Source organism: Nostoc sp. GT001, assembly GCF_030382115.1.
Classification (GTDB): domain Bacteria; phylum Cyanobacteriota; class Cyanobacteriia; order Cyanobacteriales; family Nostocaceae; genus Nostoc.
The window spans coordinates 4,814,668-4,830,660 of sequence record NZ_JAUDRJ010000003.1 but is presented as its reverse complement, the minus strand read 5'-3'; the positions used below and the strand labels follow the sequence as shown (position 1 = coordinate 4,830,660).

At 40.3% G+C, this 15,993-nt stretch carries 11 protein-coding genes and 2 pseudogenes; 7 read left to right on the top strand and 6 right to left on the bottom strand.

Translation table 11 applies throughout. The annotated features are described in order from the left end of the window. Positions 1–10: 10 nt before the first annotated feature. Entirely contained in the window at positions 11–688 is a 678-nt protein-coding gene (locus QUD05_RS23435) for a hypothetical protein (RefSeq protein WP_289798198.1), read from the bottom strand. Between the two features lie 235 nt (positions 689–923). Continuing rightward, positions 924–1,595, bottom strand: coding sequence for a LuxR C-terminal-related transcriptional regulator (locus tag QUD05_RS23430; RefSeq protein ID WP_289798197.1), 672 nt, complete (start codon positions 1,593–1,595; stop codon positions 924–926). A 100-nt stretch (positions 1,596–1,695) separates the two neighbouring features. On the opposite strand from QUD05_RS23430, the gene QUD05_RS23425 reads away from it, so the two are divergent. From QUD05_RS23425 to QUD05_RS23415, 3 genes and pseudogenes are all read left to right on the top strand, one after another. Then, positions 1,696–2,352, top strand: a complete 657-nt coding sequence (locus QUD05_RS23425) for a DUF3386 domain-containing protein (RefSeq protein ID WP_289798196.1) — start codon at positions 1,696–1,698, stop codon at positions 2,350–2,352. Positions 2,353–2,584: 232 nt separating this feature from the next. Further along, positions 2,585–3,094 (top strand): HugZ family pyridoxamine 5'-phosphate oxidase, encoded by a 510-nt coding sequence (locus QUD05_RS23420; protein ID WP_289798195.1) that lies wholly within the window; start codon positions 2,585–2,587, stop codon positions 3,092–3,094. Between the two features lie 309 nt (positions 3,095–3,403). After that, positions 3,404–4,286, top strand: a pseudogene (locus QUD05_RS23415) (alpha/beta fold hydrolase); the annotation flags it as partial. Positions 4,287–4,429: 143 nt separating this feature from the next. On the opposite strand, the gene QUD05_RS23410 reads toward QUD05_RS23415, so the two are convergent. Then, positions 4,430–7,162 (bottom strand): zinc-dependent metalloprotease, encoded by a 2,733-nt coding sequence (locus tag QUD05_RS23410; protein WP_289798194.1) that lies wholly within the window; start codon positions 7,160–7,162, stop codon positions 4,430–4,432. A 1,095-nt stretch (positions 7,163–8,257) separates the two neighbouring features. Between QUD05_RS23410 and QUD05_RS23405 the strand changes: the two genes are divergently transcribed. Next, positions 8,258–8,641, top strand: a complete 384-nt coding sequence (locus QUD05_RS23405; RefSeq protein WP_289798193.1) for a hypothetical protein — start codon at positions 8,258–8,260, stop codon at positions 8,639–8,641. A 760-nt stretch (positions 8,642–9,401) separates the two neighbouring features. After that, positions 9,402–10,851: pseudogene (locus QUD05_RS34500) on the top strand (AAA-like domain-containing protein). A gap of 83 nt (positions 10,852–10,934) precedes the next feature. Here the strand turns inward: QUD05_RS34500 and QUD05_RS23395 are convergent. Further along, the gene (locus QUD05_RS23395; RefSeq protein WP_289798192.1) at positions 10,935–11,312 is read right to left on the bottom strand and encodes a hypothetical protein; all 378 of its coding nucleotides are present in this window, start codon (positions 11,310–11,312) and stop codon (positions 10,935–10,937) included. Between the two features lie 982 nt (positions 11,313–12,294). Here QUD05_RS23395 and QUD05_RS23390 point away from each other — a divergent pair. Then, positions 12,295–12,786, top strand: coding sequence for an orange carotenoid protein N-terminal domain-containing protein (locus QUD05_RS23390; RefSeq protein WP_289798191.1), 492 nt, complete (start codon positions 12,295–12,297; stop codon positions 12,784–12,786). A gap of 312 nt (positions 12,787–13,098) precedes the next feature. Here the strand turns inward: QUD05_RS23390 and QUD05_RS23385 are convergent, their stop codons facing one another. Next, positions 13,099–13,878: a glucosamine-6-phosphate deaminase gene (locus QUD05_RS23385; protein ID WP_289798190.1), complete on the bottom strand. Its 780-nt coding sequence runs from the start codon at positions 13,876–13,878 to the stop codon at positions 13,099–13,101. A 236-nt stretch (positions 13,879–14,114) separates the two neighbouring features. Here QUD05_RS23385 and QUD05_RS23380 point away from each other — a divergent pair, with 236 nt between their 5' ends. Next, positions 14,115–14,801, top strand: a complete 687-nt coding sequence (locus tag QUD05_RS23380) for an HAD family hydrolase (RefSeq protein ID WP_289798189.1) — start codon at positions 14,115–14,117, stop codon at positions 14,799–14,801. Positions 14,802–14,891: 90 nt separating this feature from the next. Here QUD05_RS23380 and QUD05_RS23375 read toward each other — a convergent pair whose 3' ends face one another. Further along, positions 14,892–15,806 carry an AraC family transcriptional regulator gene (locus QUD05_RS23375; RefSeq protein WP_289798188.1) on the bottom strand — a complete coding sequence of 305 codons (915 nt, stop codon included), beginning with the start codon at positions 15,804–15,806 and terminating at the stop codon, positions 14,892–14,894. Positions 15,807–15,993 lie beyond the last annotated feature (187 nt).

Here is a 15,993-nt window from a genome sequence, read left to right as displayed (position 1 = left end):
ATATTAGAGATTACTTGCACATTTGTAACGTGCGGCGATCGCTAGCTGCGATCGAATTTAACTGATAAAAGTCTTGCAGAGCCAGGGAGTAAGCATAAGAATTTGACTCATCCTCACCAACCTTGGGCAGTCTATTGCTTGTAGCTACCTGATTTGATCGTTCAGAACTGGCTTCATTTGACGAACTATTAACCGTCATCGCCAACTCTCCTGATGGGTTGATTGTACCCTGAAAACAATTAAACTCTGATTGGGGCATATACAATGCACCCGTTACCTTATTCTGCTGCTTTTGAAATATGATATAACCTTGACCAAGCTGGTTTGGTTTTGGGGATTGGCCATAGAGGTAAATCCCATCTTTTACAGGAAAACTTGCTTTTGGTAAAACTCTTGCACTTTTTGTAGTTCCCCCATCGCCTGGAACCAGTGCTGTGATTGTAGGTACTGTTTTATCGCCTCCAGAAGCCGCATTCAGTTGACTTCTCTGCTCTCGAACTTTTCTCAGCTGCGACAAAAGAGAGCTTTCGGAGGTTTTCTGAATCCGAGCCGATGATAATCGAGAATCTGTAAATGATATTACTTGAGTCTGCTTGGCTAGAAAGCCCAAACCGAGAAGTAAGCCTAAGCCCGCGAGGGGAATTCCCCACTTTCGGGGAGATAATAACTCATGAAGGTTGTTAAGCACCCTACTTCTCCTGTTAAAAAACTAACTAAGTTCTCTAGAACTTACTTAAATCATAACCAAGTCTTAATTGTTAAAGACTTTATCCACGACTTATATTACTATTGTCCAAAAAAGAAAACTGTCAAAAACAAAAGTTTTTATTGGATTTGGTTCTACAATCTTAGATTACCATCAGTTAGAGTCTTTATAACAGAAGGTAGAACGTAGGGGGCAGGCGGCAGTGTTTCGACTCCCTTCAAGAAACTTGTATATCTTGTAGCTTTGCCACCATTTCTGCACGCGCCGAAACCTTCAACTTCCGAAACATCCTTTTTAAAGCTTGTTTGACGGAATTTTGCGTAATCCAAAGTTTTTCTCCGATTTCCGCATTCGTTAACCCCTGTGCCACCAACTCGGCAATTTCTAACTCACGCGCTGTTAAAGGACTAGCTAACAGGGAATTGGATATTTTCGGTTTTGTCCGTAGGGTTGCCATTTTTGATGACAAATGAATACATAAAGCACTCAAGTCAGCTAAATCGTTGCCATTAAAGGCAGGGTTTCCCTTGTCACGTGCCAAGTTAAGGGTTCCTACCAGACGACCATCGCAAACAATTGGCCCAGTCATCACGTGTTCGTGGTCGGAACGCGAACAAAAATGCTTCCAGTCTCCTGGCGATAATAATAACTGTTCGTGGGCGGGAGCATGACGCTCAACCACATAGCGCCCCACTGGATTGCTCTCTAAGCATACTGCTGGAATGCCTGGAACATTAATCTCAGTGGTTGGCTGCTCATCAAGGAGATAAATACCCCAATTTTGCACGCCAAAATGCTCGCTAATTTTATCCGTGAGAGCGAGTCTTAACTCTTGCTCATTCTGGACATTAGCGATCGCATGAAATACAGCGTGTAGAGAATTAGTCATAAGTGTACCCAGTTGGGGACTATCCAAGCCTCAACAATTACTTCTATGCTAATACCAAGGAAACTAAAACGCTAATTACAGTAGCGACTAGGAGAAGCACATGACAGTTACACAACTCTCTGCTCAGGAACTTTTCCGGGCTGCTTATGAAAACCGCTATACTTGGGACAAGAATTTCCCTGGTTATACTGCAAATATTACCTATAAGCATGATGATAAAGTGTTTACAGGCAAAGTTATCATCACTGCCAATCTCAAAGCCGAAGTTTTGGATGTAGATGATGAGTCAGCCCAGAAAGCAATTCATGGTCAAGCCTGGGAGATAGCAATTCACCGCGTCCGCCGCAGCTTTGAAGACACCCACAGCGCCAATACCTTTAGCTATGGTAAAACTGACGAAACTGGTGCGGTTGAGCTTTTAATGGGTGGTAAGGCTGAAGGCGATAAATACAAAGTCCGCAATAATGAAGTTTGCCATGTTCACCGTCTAATCCACGGTACTTTTGTTACCATCGACACCTTCAGCAGTCATGACACTGGTGAAGGCTACTTGTCCCACAGCTATGACTCTGTGTACCATGACCCCAAAACTGGGGAACAAAAAGGCGGTAGAAGCGAATTTATTGATGAGTATGAAAAAGTTGGTGACTATTTCATCCTAAATCGTCGGGAGATTCGCACCGAAACAGCAGGACAATTTTCTACTCAGGAATTTATTTTCTCTGACATTAAATTGTTGGAACCTGTTGCTGGTTAAGCTGAATTCTGTAATCCAAAAATTAGCGATCGCTCTTAAGTTAAAGGGAGCGATCGCTTTTATTTGTTGGGCATTCCATGCGTAGCTGTAGCCCATCCTAGACCTTGAGTTAAAGGGAGCGATCGCTTTTATTTGTTGGGCATTCCATGCGTAGCTGTAGCCCATCCTAGACATCCCTCAATCACGTTAAGATACTTAATTAGGTGTTCCTAATAAGCGTGGTAATCTACTTATGAGTCAACTTGAAAATATTCAAGCTGAGTACGAAAAGTTTCCTGAAGCATTTGAGAGTGTAATTATTAGCACTGTTAGCGCCCAGGCAATACCCAATGCTAGTTATGCTCCTTTCGTAATGGATGATTCCAAGAATATCTACATTTACGTCAGTGGTCTTTCGACTCATACCAAAAATCTCTATGCCAATCCTCATGTTAGTGTCTTGTTTATCGAGGATGAAGCTAAAAGTAATCTAATTTTTGCCCGTCGTCGTTTGAGTTTTGATTGCACGGCAACTTTGATAGAGCGTGAAACTGATAAGTGGAATCAAATTGTTGAGCAATTTCAAGGGCGGTTTGGTGAAATTATCGAGGTTTTGCGCGGCTTGTCTGACTTTCGGATTTTCCGGCTAACCCCAAGTGAAGGTCGTTTTGTAGTTGGGTTTGGGGGAGCATATCATATTAGTGGTGATAACCTTCATCAACTTGTTAAAATCACAGGAGATGCCGAGAAAAAACAAGGGTAAATGATGAGTGATGAATTGCAATAATTCAGCACCCAAGAGCAATGCCCTGAGCCTGCCGAAGGGTCAGAAGCTAGAATTTAGCAAAATGTTCTCCTGATTCTTGAACTATTTAGGGACTCCCAAATAAAAAAATATACAACTATTTATTGTGGGGTGGGCGACACGATAGCCCATAGTAAAAAGTGGGCAAGATGCCCACCCCACAAGATTGGATAATTTATTTCTTGGAAGTCCCTTAGACAAATGTATTTTGACTCCTGAATTAGTTTGACTGTATGTAAATTCAAATAAACTAAACTTTTTAATTTTATGCTTCAGTTTCAACCTCCTGGCTTTGGACATAAAGTCATTCATACATCCTTGGGAGCAATGGTTTACTATACCCAAACGAATGCACCTTGGACGATTGCTGACACTGAAGATTTACCCCCACTATTATTTCTCCATAACTTTGGTGGTGGAGCATCTGCTTATGAATGGTCTAAAGTTTACCCAGCTTTTGCTTCTAATTACCACATTTTAGCCCCCGATTTAATCGGCTGGGGAGAATCAGCCCATCCAGTCCGAGATTATAAAATTAGGGATTATCTCAGCACGATCGCAGAGTTTATCATCCAAACTTGTCACCAGCCTAGTGACAGTGGTAGCCTCATCTCTCACAGCCGCTTTTGCTATTCGCCTAGCTATTGTTCAACCCAATTTATTCAAAGCACTGTTTTTGGTTTCCCCTTCTGGATTTGATGATTTTGGGCAGGGTGCTGGACGCAGACTTCCGCTTTCGGTAATCAATGCACCTCTGTTGGACAATTTTATTTATATGCTTGGTGCTGAAAATGAAATTGCAGTCCGAAATTTTTTACAAAGTTTTCTGTTTGCTAAGTCACAACGAGTATCTCAAGAAATGGTGGAGGCTTATTTAACCTCGGCACAACAACCTAATGCCAAGTTTGCTGCTTTGGCATTTTTGCGGGGCGATCTTTACTTTGATCTGAGTTTATATATTCAACAACTAACAGTTCCCACCGTCATTTTTTGGGGAGAAAAAGCGCAATTTACCGACATTAAATTAGGGCAACGTTTGGCAAATTTAAATCCAAGAGCAATCCGAGATTTTTATGCGATCGCAGATGCCGGAATATTACCTCATTTGGAAATACCAGAAGTTTTCATTGGCTTATTGCAGCGGTATCTTGGGGAAGTGGAGAGTAGGGGAGCAGCACTTCGGCTCATTTCGGCTCCCTTCTCTACGAGAGGCTGCGCCAACGGCTCCGCTCAGGGCAAGCCGCTCAATGACCGAGGAGCAGGGGAGAATAACTAATGACAAATGACAAATGACTATTTAGAAAGTAACTGTGCGTTTAATGCTTTAGCAATGCGATCGCCAGAAGCTTCTAAGTGAGCTAAGGTGTAAACATCAAGGCTTTCGCCAAGTTGTTTAAGTCTGGCATCAATGGCTTTTTGGAGTTGGCGCAATTTATACCAAGCCAATGTCCGACCATCTTCAGGTGTATTAGTAGTACCCAACATCATCTGTAACAAAATATTCAGATGTTCCCGTTGCAATGAACGCCGGATGCTCGAAATTGGCTTTGGTTCTCCGGGGGCGAAAACTTCTGTCCAGATGCCTGTTTGCAGGGTGTCGAACAGTTCTGGCATAGAAAGCGCTTCTCCAGGCAGAGTTTTTAATTCTATATCTTGTAACCGATTTAGGCGATCGCTGTCTAATAGCGATCGCAATATCATACTTTGAAAACTCAAAATGCGATCGTGAATTGGATAATCAAGGCGGTTATTAGGTGCAGAATTGCCCCAGTGTTCCCAACGCGATGGTGCTAGTTGATTGAGCAATTGTGGTGAAAAGCTGAAAGCATTATCTGCAAATACATACTCTTGCAACTTTGTCAATGCTTGACGTTGTTTTAAAAGTGAAACTGGTACAAATGTCCAAGCAGCATCATTACTGGTATGGAGACGCCGAAAAGATTGTCCACCAATGTATTTAGCAAGCAAAGTGGCGTTCCGAAAATAATATTTAAGTACTTTATTAAACTTAAGGCGCAGGTTACTATAGCTTTCTCCTTTCGATAGATAACCCTTATCAAGACGCTGCCACATAAAACGAGCATTATCCATTTGCCACTGCGAATAAAGTAGCACATCACTACTCATATCCCAGACATTTGCTAAAGGATTGATGTCCCAGATATCTTCATCGCTTGCGTAAGATAATTCTGGTTGAGGCGATGCTAATGCAATCTGGTCTAAAAAACTTTTTTCTGATTCTGGAATAGTTACCTCAAGGACTGTTGATGGACATTTTTTATAACCATACTCAATTGCCCATTTGTCATAAGGCCCAATAACTCCTGGGAAATAGTCACCTTGCTGTACTCCCTGTGGCGCTATGTTCACAGGTACATAGTCCATCACCGAACCTACTAAACCTTTGGTGTGAGTGATTTCAGTATTATTTAATTCTTCTGGCGCTAACATGGTGCTGCCATGAAAATTATGGCGCAAACCCAGAGTGTGCCCGACTTCGTGAGCGATGAGAGAACGCAAATATTGATGCACATACTCCTTAATCGTTTCACTACTAGGTGTAGTGTCTGGCAACATTGACAACGCCAGCGCCCCCATAGCTGCTTGATTTGAAGATTCTATACCATAGCACGACTCTGAGGAGAAAAAGTGAGCAGAGGAAGAGGAGGCAAATTTATCCAGGAATTTCCCCGCGTCTTCACGTCCTTTCGTATTTTCTTGACATGAATTTGCCTCCATCAGTGCGTGATATTCTTGCTGAACTAAACGCACCATATTGGCATCCACAATGATATCTGCATCCAATATTTCCCCGGTGAATGGGTTGACGCGCATCGGTCCTTTGGCAAAACCTGCATCTAAAGAATTGAACCAGCGAATAGTGTTGTAATGTACATCTGCTGGTTTCCAATTAGCATCATCTGGCATTTGCTGCACTTCAATGGCATTTTGAAATCCGGCTTTCTCAAATGCTTTGTTCCACATCAAAACGCCTTCACGAATCGCATCGCGGTATTCTAGTGGTACAGCATTTTCAATCCAATACACAATTGGTTTTTTGGGTGGTGATAAAGGGGCGTCAGGATTGGATGGTTCTAGATGCCAGCGATTAATGTAACGTACAAATGATTCGTGAGCATTATTGTTAGAGAAATCTTGGAAAGCAGTAGTAAAATATCCAACTCTGTCATCGGCAAGTCTGGGAATATAACCATTGTTTTCTCTCAATTGAGAAAAGCTGTAGTGTACCTTCAGAGTGAGTGCCCTACTATCGGGTACGGCGATTAAATTTGAGCCTTCTAGTGATGAAAAACCGTAAATTGAATCAATCTCTATATTGTCTGGGAAGCTGTTAACATCACCAAAATATGACTTGCGTGCATCTAAGCGGTAATCAGCCTGTAAAGAGTATTTTAATAGAGGAGTTAATCCAGGAAAATCCTGCATTAGCAGTCCATTCAGGTCGATCAGAATATTTTTATTCTTTGGCTCGATAGTGGCTATTTCGAGTGAATAAAGAACTGAATCGCTAAATGAGCGAGCAAGCGATCGCTGTTCTGGTATACTATCTGTACGGAATTTTACATTCCGCACAACAAAATGCAATCTATTATTTACTCGTCGAAAATAAAAGATAAAATCAGAGAGAGGTAATCCACTATAAATTCCACTTTCCCCAACGCCTGATTCTAATGTCACTATAGCTAGATAGTCTTTATTTAGCTGCTCTGGCTTAAGTTCTAAGAAAACCTTTCCTGAATCCTCGCTACAATAAAGTGTGAAGAGTCCCTCTAATTTATCTACTCGATTAACAATCCCATTAAATCGGCAAAAATCTTCTTTTTTAATCTCAGCAAGATTCTTGTCAGCACTTGCTACGTTTTTAACTACTGGCAGTGTATTTAATTGCTGCACATCAATATTAGAAGTATTTGAAAGTTGGTTTGCTGCTGCATAATCATTTGATAGCAACAAGTTAGACAGTAATACTATACAGACTGCTAATTTCGTTATCCAGTATTTCATCCTTTGGCTTTCCACCTGAAGCAGTTCTCGTGTTAAGGAAAAATGTCGAGTAGTTTTTCGTCTGTAAACCCTTCAAATCTACTCAGTCAGATAAACAATGCCTCTAGTACAGCGCAGCAAAAATCCAACTACCATCTCAATTAACTAGACAAATTGTTCAAGCAACTTGCTAAAGTAGGCAAACTTCCGCCACAGTGTACTAGCCTAAAAGTCGTGTGACTGTTGATTGTTATTAGTAACTATTTAGGAAATATCCATTAAACATCTATCTCTTAAGGTTGATAATTTATATAACCAAAGATACATGTTTTTTTTACTTCTATCTGTATTAAAAGCCAAATGTAGCATTAAAAATGTATTTAGTGCTACATTTGGTAGCCGAAGGAATCTCAAGTATGATTTATAAATAAAGAGTAAGACTTATAAAAAAGCTGTTATTAAGCATTTAAATGCTTTTTTAGGATGAATTTTGGAAATTTATGCTAATCTCGACCGTTCTCTCACATTTTCCATTGTTCTCAATGGTCTTCAAAGCGTTAGGGACTTCCAAGAAATAAATTATCCATTTTGTGGGGTTGGCAACATGAGCGCCCTAAATCTGGGACGGGTGGGGACACCCATCCCACAAGAAAATTTGGGATGTTTTTTTATTTGGAAGTCCCTTATTTCCACACAAAATTAGCTTTTTTGCCTAATTATCGACTTTTTGCTCTAGCCAGCCAACCACAAACTAATTTTGAGCGCTTTGCTCTTATTTTGTGTAGAAGCAAAAACGAGTACACCAATTTCTACCGCNNNGGTGATGTCAAAATCAAGCAATATATAAAAAAAATCGTAGTTTACTAAATATTGCAGNNNATACATATCTGGTGAAATTAAATATACGTTATCCAGAACCCTGTAGAGACCTAGCATTGCTACATCTTTACANNNTTTTTCACTTCTATAAATGGTTTGATTTAGTTGATTTGCTTGCGGATGATTGGTATAGTCTCATCCCAGATTTTTCATAACTGAGATATGCCTTTTGTTAGAAGGATAATTATTTTTTTATAGTTAGTCTTTATTGGTACTCCAAAAAACAAGTTAATTGGCATGATAAATTTGATTTCTACGACTATTAGTCACATCAGTTCTCTGCTTAAAGGACTTCAAATAAAAAGTTTTTTGGCTATTGTCATAGTTGGTTTTTTAGTGCTGACGACGAATTTTGCTCCTGGGCAAAGTAGTACAGGCTTAAAGGAAAGAGTTCGCGAACAGATACAGCAAGATGATTCTCAAAGACCGAGAACAATCGGGGAGTGGAATAAAGAAGCTCGTGAAACGGAAGGTTCTCCCGGTAAACGACTTCAAAAGATTGGAGAAGAGTCAGCAGAAGCCTTTAAACAATTTGGATCTGGATACGTAGAAGGTGCTCAGAAAACTGCTAGTGATGTAGGAGACAGTGCAGCCCGTACTGGCGAAAAGATCCTTAACTAGTTCGATGCTAAATGCGTTGCAATCTTTACCTGGCAGTAAGTACTAATAACTTTTCGCCAATAAATGAGTAATATTAGGAAGGCTGGTGTCTAACCAACGAACTCTTCTAATATTTGGGTAACACCCTCATCCTTGCTGATAATAGATTGTAGCGTTTTATCAATTGCATTAAACATAGGTTTTTAGTAGGGGTGGTACACCTAGCTGTACCACCCCTTACTGCGTGCTATAATTTTATGTCTGTTTGATCGCTATTAAAATCGAAAAAGCCCAAAGACCAAACTTTGGGAAGAAATTAAGTGAAGCCAGTGCGGTATTTTCCCTACAGCCCTACCCGCATCCTACGACAGACGCCAGCATCACAGCCCTTCGTATACATTGCTTACTCCTTGTTGTATGGGTCTGCACTACAAAATTCATATTAATACCAGATAAAAAAGATTTTTCAGTAATACTGAGTAAATTGGTAGAAATAAAGTCAACTATTAAGGCTTGTCATTTGTTATTTACAAGTAGTCAAAGATACTTGATGCAGAAGCGCCAACATCTTTCTAGAGGGGAGAAAAAATGACAATCAATATAGTTATGTTTGTTTATACCCATTTATCTAACTATCCCAAACACTATATGTATATTTTTTTACAAATTTTTTAGGATTTTAAGAACGGGTAAGTAACTGTTGAATAACTGTTTTAAAACGTGAAACAATGAAGAAATAGCTAAGACAGTAAATCAAGAAAGTAGATTAATAATTAGTGATATGAAGCAATCTAAGAGCACGCGAAGGCGGGGACTTGTTCTAACGATCGCTGGGCTGAAGCGTTTACAAGGGGCGATTCTGGCTATAGAAAAGGTAGAGAACAATGGACATCGCTTCACTCTAGAAGATTTAGGCGATCGCATGAAGGTATCTACCAAAACTCTGAACCGATTATGGTCGTTGAATACAGGCGTGGATCAAAAAACCTTGAAATTGTGCTTTAGCGCCTTTAACCTAGAATTATGCAGCGAAGACTATGGAATCCTGAGTGAACCGAATCATACTGAAGGCTTTCAACCCCTCTCAGTGAGTTTAGACACAGGAGAAAGAAAATTATTTCCGTCTTTACCCTTAGATTATCTTGCGACTCAACACCATGACCAACTCGAAAATCTTTGGTCATACCCAGATGGCCCCGTACCTGTAGATTCCCCCTTTTATGTCGATCGTCCTCCCATCGAGGAACTTGTTTATCGAGAAGTAATTCAACCAGGCTGTGTGATTCGGATTCGAGCACCAAGAGAAATGGGAAAAAGTTCTCTTGTGCTGCGGCTGTTAGCCTTTGCCAAGATGCAAAGTTATCGCTCGGTGAACGTGAATTGCAACCAAATCGATTCAAGCTGTCTGACAGACTTAAATAAACTTTTGCGTTCTCTTTGCTAAGCAAATTGCAACAGAATTAGATATTGACCCTAAGCTAGATGAAAACTGGGATGAGGAAATAGGGTGTAAGTTGAGTTGCAGTTTATATTTGCAATCTTATTTGCTCAAGCAATGCAAAAGTCCAGTAGTTTTAGTGTTAAATGAGGTTGACCGCTTTTTTGAATATCCAGAAATTGCTCCAGAGTTCTTTGGTTTGTTGCGCTCTTGGTATGAAGAAGCACGACAAGATGCCAACTTGCAAAAACTAAGGTTAGTGGTAGTTTACTCCACAGAAGTATATGTCTCGCTGGATATCAACCGTTCTCCATTTAATATTGGACTACCGATCCCTCTGCCAGAATTTACTGACCACCAAGTAAAATACTTAGCCCAACGACATGGTTTAGATTGGACTTCTAATAATGAAGTTAACCAACTAATGTCTCTCGTGGGGGGACATCCAGCACTGATTCGGATTGCTCTATATTATCTATGCTGTCAAGGAATGACCTTAGAAGAACTGATACAAGATGCGATCGCTAACGGCGGCATCTATCGCTATCATTTATGGCGACACTGGGCAATCTTACAAGAAAATCCTAGTTTAGTAAAGGCGTATGTTCAAGTTGTAGCCGCAAAACAAAGCATTTCTCTCAATCCCATTGACGCTCATAAGCTCGAAAGCTTGGGTTTGATCGCTTATGAAAGCGATCGCATCCTACCGCGTTGTGAACTCTACCGTGCTTACTTTAAAAAACAACTAGGTGTTGCTGAATTTGAATATAAATCATTGCAAAAACGTGCTTGATAAAAAACTATCACAGACTCTTTTTCTGACGCTCACCGTAACGATCCTCTAGGATTAGAAACAAGGTTTTCAACGAAAAATAATTAATTGTTTGACCAATAAAGCTGATAATCCTCGATATAAAATTTTCCATTATTGGAAGACATTTTGAAAAAGAAGTAATAATCTTCTGGCTCCCAAATACCAAATTCTTGCTCTTGTTCTTGAAAACTAGCTGTCGAACCACTATTAGGGATAGTCATGCCAGCAGTTAGTGTTCCATTTTGTGTTCTCATTAGAAAAATTTCTAGCAGACAGAAACCCTGTAGTTCAGCAGAATAACGAATTTTGAAACGAATTCTTCCACCATTGCGTAGGGTCTTTTTAATATAAAAATTTTCTGTTTTAATGGGATTGCCAGACAGATAAATACCTTGGCCTTGTGTTAGTATATAATTTTGTGTTTCGTTGAATGAATTCATGATTTTTTCTCCTCCAAAATAATAAAAGTGATTGAGATAATTGCATTCTTGACAAATAAATCTTTGGAAAGATGGGTTCTTTCTGTGCTTCTGAATGTCACGTTTGTATTTTCTCGCTATCTTCAAAAAAATGCAATGACAGTTAAGACAGTTAAGACAGTTAAGACAGTCAAGAAGATAATTAAAAACTGAATTCTGAAGAGCGATACCTGCGGCGGGCTACGCCAACGCAACCTACAAAAATAGAGATTAACGATTCGTCACTCGATTTTGGATTTACGATTTTGAATTAACCCATGCATGAATGCAGGGGCTTGAATAATGAAATTGTTTGATTCTCACTCGCGTCTGAAGTCGTTAGTTAACAGTAGACTTCTTGCATAAATCCAAAAAGGAACCCCACCCCGTCTTTGACTTACGTCAAATTCTCCCCTCCCCGCAAGCCTACGGTGTACACACAAGTCCTAAAAACCTAGCTTGATAAGCATTTTCTCGTTTTCCTCGTTCCCAGTCGGAGACTGGGAACGAGATAAACGATGCCTAAATTTAGCCATTTCAAATATTAACAAGTAGTGCTTCTTTACCACATATTTGGGTCTGTTCGCGAAGCGTCTCGTAGAGAAGCCCCGTGCTGCACGCAATGCTTTAAAGTAATGAGTGGATGAAAAATGGGTATTTACTCATTACTTATTACTTATTACTCATTACTCCTTCTTAAGAGCGCCTTTAGGTCGGTGAGGATGTCAACCACTATTACAATCAAGCTAACATCCATCCAGGGAAATACCTTTTAACAATCATTCAATTTGGCAACAGACTTCTAATTGCTAACTCTTTCATTTGGCACTTGCCAAGCATTATTTTGGCTTTGAACGATCTTCTTTATGATTTTCATACATCTGTCTTCAGTAGGGTAAAATTCCAAATGTACATTTGATAACATTACTTAAGAATAAATAAGTAATTGCAATTGAAGTTAATCATGACATACACACAAACTAACGATCCAACTATTCGCGAACACGTTCAAGCTTGGCAACAGTTAAATGTAGATCAACAACTTGCTTTGTTTTGGTTTATCTATAAAGAAATGGGGGGTTCAATTACTCCAGCTGCTCCTGGAGCCAGTACTGTTTCTCCAGAAATAGCTGAAGGTTTATTTAACCAAGTTAAGGAATTATCTCACGAACAACAATTACAAGTTCAGCGTGATTTGATTAATAAAGTGGATACCCAAATTTCTCGTGAGTATGGCTCTTTGGGTGATACGACAAAACTCCTGTTTTGGTATCGATTATCTCAAGGCATGGAAGATGGCACTATCATTCCTGTACCTGATGATTATCAACTTCCTTCCGAAGCTAAAGCTTTGTTTGGCAAAATTCAAGGATTAGACTTTGAACAGCAGATTACTGTTTTCCGTGATTATGTTTCGCCAATGGGTGCTGAAGCAAAATCAGGTGCTGGAATTTAGCACCTTTGAACTTTTGAGGATGCTTAAGGGTATCTATTAAGTGATTTATACCCTTCCTTTCAAAGCTTGCTAAATTCGCCAGTCGCTTAATATAAAACCAAATTTTGATGACTGGCGTATTTAGAAACTTTTATTTCATTACTTTGAGATGTTTATGACTTCTATAAACATCAATTTTTTAGAACAAAGTGTATCAGAATTTGCGAATTTGGATATAAAATCTCGCTTGATAGTTATAGCGTTACTGTATACTGAAACTACCTCATACAATTCCAGCGATCGCTGCAATAATTAGCTTGGAAATGGATAAGTTTAAGGTAATTCTAGTACGCTAGCAGAATTAACATCTAAAAACAACGTCGCTTGTGGTTGTTGACGGAGAATAGAAGCCGGACAGTCTGTACCGATATAACTTTGCAGCATTTCTTTTACAACATTCGCTTTGCGTTTTTCTGGAGCAAGACAAATAATTTTTTTAGCTGAACAAATTGTTGGGATAGTGACAGTAAAAGCATACTGTGGGACAGTTTCTAAATTCGGAAAGTGACCTGTATTTACTTGTTGCTGACGGTTCACAGTATCCAGTTTTACCAGCTTCACGCTGTAAGGATCTTGAAAATTTGCTACAGATGGATCGTTAAAAGCTAAATGTCCATTTTCGCCAACACCAAGACAGCATAAGTCAATCGGTTGTGCTTGCAATAATTTGGTGTAGCGATCGCACTCTGCCAGTGGTTGTAATATATCACCATCTATATAGTGAAATTTCTTAGGATTAACCTTTTTCTCTACACGTTCTCGCATATAACGCCGAAAACTAGCAGAATGGTCAGCAGTAATTCCCAAATATTCATCTAGATGGAACAGAATAATCCTTGACCAATCTACACCACCCAATGCAATCAAAGCATCAAGAAATTTTAGTTGAGAGTTACCTGTAGCTAACAATACAGCAGCTGTATCTTGAAGATTAAGAACTTGCTGTAAATACTTTTGCACGATTTCGGCAACATCCTCAGCCATTTCGACTTCAGAGTTGTAAATCTGCACTAATAAATCATCAACGCGAAAAAAGTTTGTGGCGGCTACCATTTGCTTACGAAGAAGGTTATCAATTATACGGCAGTTTGCCCAGAGGTTTTACCTGTCTACGCTTATATGCCCTATCCAGTATAGATTTTAGGATTTAGCAGATTAATTTCTGACTCTTGAAATTTTCTTCTCTAGTCCCCAATCCCCGTATTAACAAAGGAACAATCACTAAAGACAAAAAACAATGTAAACTATTTAAATTAAGTTAACAATTATTTACATTCTACCCAAAAATCATGCTGGCTGCAATTCTCTTTGACCTAGACGGCACTATTGTCAACACTGACCCTATACACTACCGAGCTTGGCGGGAAATGCTGTTAAATTACAGCATAGAAATAGACGAAACATTTTATAAATCTCGAATTAGTGGAAGGCTAAATCCAGAAATTGTTAAAGACATTCTGCCACAATTATCAGCAGCAGAAGGGCAACAATTTGCAGACGAAAAAGAGGCGCTGTTCCGCAAACTCGCCCCACATCTCAAACCGCTAAGTGGATTTTCTGAACTACTAGCATGGACAAAAACACATCAGTTAAAACGTGCCTTAGTAACTAATGCTCCTAGACTAAATGCAGAATTTATGCTAGAAGTTTTGGGGATAAAAGAAGCTTTCCATACAATTGTTTTAGCGGATGATTGTATTGCAGGTAAACCCGATCCTACGCCCTACCAAGTTGCCCTGAATAAATTGGGGATTACAGCAGAAGAAGCGATCGCTTTAGAAGACTCTCCCTCTGGTATTCGTTCCGCAGTGGGCGCAGATATTCGCACCATTGGCATCGCCTCCACCCACGATCCGCAAATTTTGCAGTCAGTCGGTGCATTTATGGCAATTCCAGACTTTACTGATTTGCAGTTATGGACATTGCTAAACTCACTCATCGAGCCAGATTTAAGTGCGATCGCTTCTAATTTTTGAGGACATGGGGCAAAGAAGCGGAGGGGCAGAGGGGAAAAGACTTACTGCAACTTCCCCCCTGCTCCCCTGCTCTCCTTCTTCCCTTCCCCCTCATCCCCCATCCCCCAAAACTCCACTTTTTAACCGAGCCATATCACGCAACGGTGGTGCGCCGAACAAGCGACTGTATTCACGGCTGAACTGTGAGGGGCTTTCATAACCTACATAATGACTAGCAGTCGCCGCATCCATACCTTGCCCCAGCATCAGACGACGGGCTTGTTGAAGCCTAAGTTGTTTTTGATATTGCAAAGGACTCATGGTGGTGACTGACTTGAAGTGATGATGAAGCGACGAGGGACTCATGCGCGCTTCACGAGCGATCGTATCAATCCGAAATGGTTTTTCGTAGTTCCATTTCAGCCAGTTAATCGCTCTGCTAATTGCTTGGAGTTGTTTATCGACTAAAGCAATCTGTCGCAATGTAGCACTGTGTTCGCCTGATAATAAACGGTAAAGAATTTCTCGAACAATCAAAGGTGCGAGGATGGCAATATCTTGAGGCGTTTCCAACAATCTTACAAGTCGGATTGCGGCATCAAGTAGTTGCGGACTAACAGGATTAATAGACAAGCCCGGTTCCGGTTGTTCGTTCGCTGGAGCCTCTAGTTTTGCCTCCATCATCAGTGTGCTGAGTTCTCCCATATCTAAATCGAGCCGAAGACACAGATACGGAACGCTTGGCGTTGCTTCAATCACTTGACCGACAACAGGCAGATCGATGGATACCACCAAATATTGGTCTTGACCATAAACATACAGATTGTCTGCCAACATTACCTGTTTCTTGCCCTGAGCGACGATGCACAGGGCAGGCTCATGCAGAGCATGGAGAGGCGCAGTCGGTTGTAAGGAACGGATCAGGAATAACCGCTCGATCGCTGTGGGATGGACACCATCTCCATTACTGTTTTGTGCAATCAGAGCGGCTAGCTCGGACTGCTGCTTTCTAACAGTCTGTTCCATAATGTCGTTTGAAATCCTTTATGAAACTAACATTCAGGGCAGCCGCAATCTATTTAGCCGCTGAGGTCAGTTTATCTTTTCATGATAAACAATGAAGAAAAATGCAGGATTAGGCAAGAATTTCGCAGGTTCAGATTACCGCATCAAGCTTTGACACTCTTAATCTAAGAGTGTGCTAGAGAATACA

What these genes read in the sequence shown, in the direction of transcription:
- QUD05_RS23430 (WP_289798197.1), bottom strand. Translation starts at nt 1,595, where the DNA reads ATGACTAATTCTCTACACGCTGTATTTCATGCGATCGCTAATGTCCAG.
- QUD05_RS23425 (WP_289798196.1), top strand. Translation starts at nt 1,696, where the DNA reads ATGACAGTTACACAACTCTCTGCTCAGGAACTTTTCCGGGCTGCTTAT.
- QUD05_RS23420 (WP_289798195.1), top strand. Translation starts at nt 2,585, where the DNA reads ATGAGTCAACTTGAAAATATTCAAGCTGAGTACGAAAAGTTTCCTGAA.
- QUD05_RS23410 (WP_289798194.1), bottom strand. Translation starts at nt 7,162, where the DNA reads ATGAAATACTGGATAACGAAATTAGCAGTCTGTATAGTATTACTGTCT.
- QUD05_RS23405 (WP_289798193.1), top strand. Translation starts at nt 8,258, where the DNA reads ATGATAAATTTGATTTCTACGACTATTAGTCACATCAGTTCTCTGCTT.
- QUD05_RS23395 (WP_289798192.1), bottom strand. Translation starts at nt 11,312, where the DNA reads ATGAATTCATTCAACGAAACACAAAATTATATACTAACACAAGGCCAA.
- QUD05_RS23390 (WP_289798191.1), top strand. Translation starts at nt 12,295, where the DNA reads ATGACATACACACAAACTAACGATCCAACTATTCGCGAACACGTTCAA.
- QUD05_RS23385 (WP_289798190.1), bottom strand. Translation starts at nt 13,878, where the DNA reads ATGGTAGCCGCCACAAACTTTTTTCGCGTTGATGATTTATTAGTGCAG.
- QUD05_RS23380 (WP_289798189.1), top strand. Translation starts at nt 14,115, where the DNA reads ATGCTGGCTGCAATTCTCTTTGACCTAGACGGCACTATTGTCAACACT.
- QUD05_RS23375 (WP_289798188.1), bottom strand. Translation starts at nt 15,806, where the DNA reads ATGGAACAGACTGTTAGAAAGCAGCAGTCCGAGCTAGCCGCTCTGATT.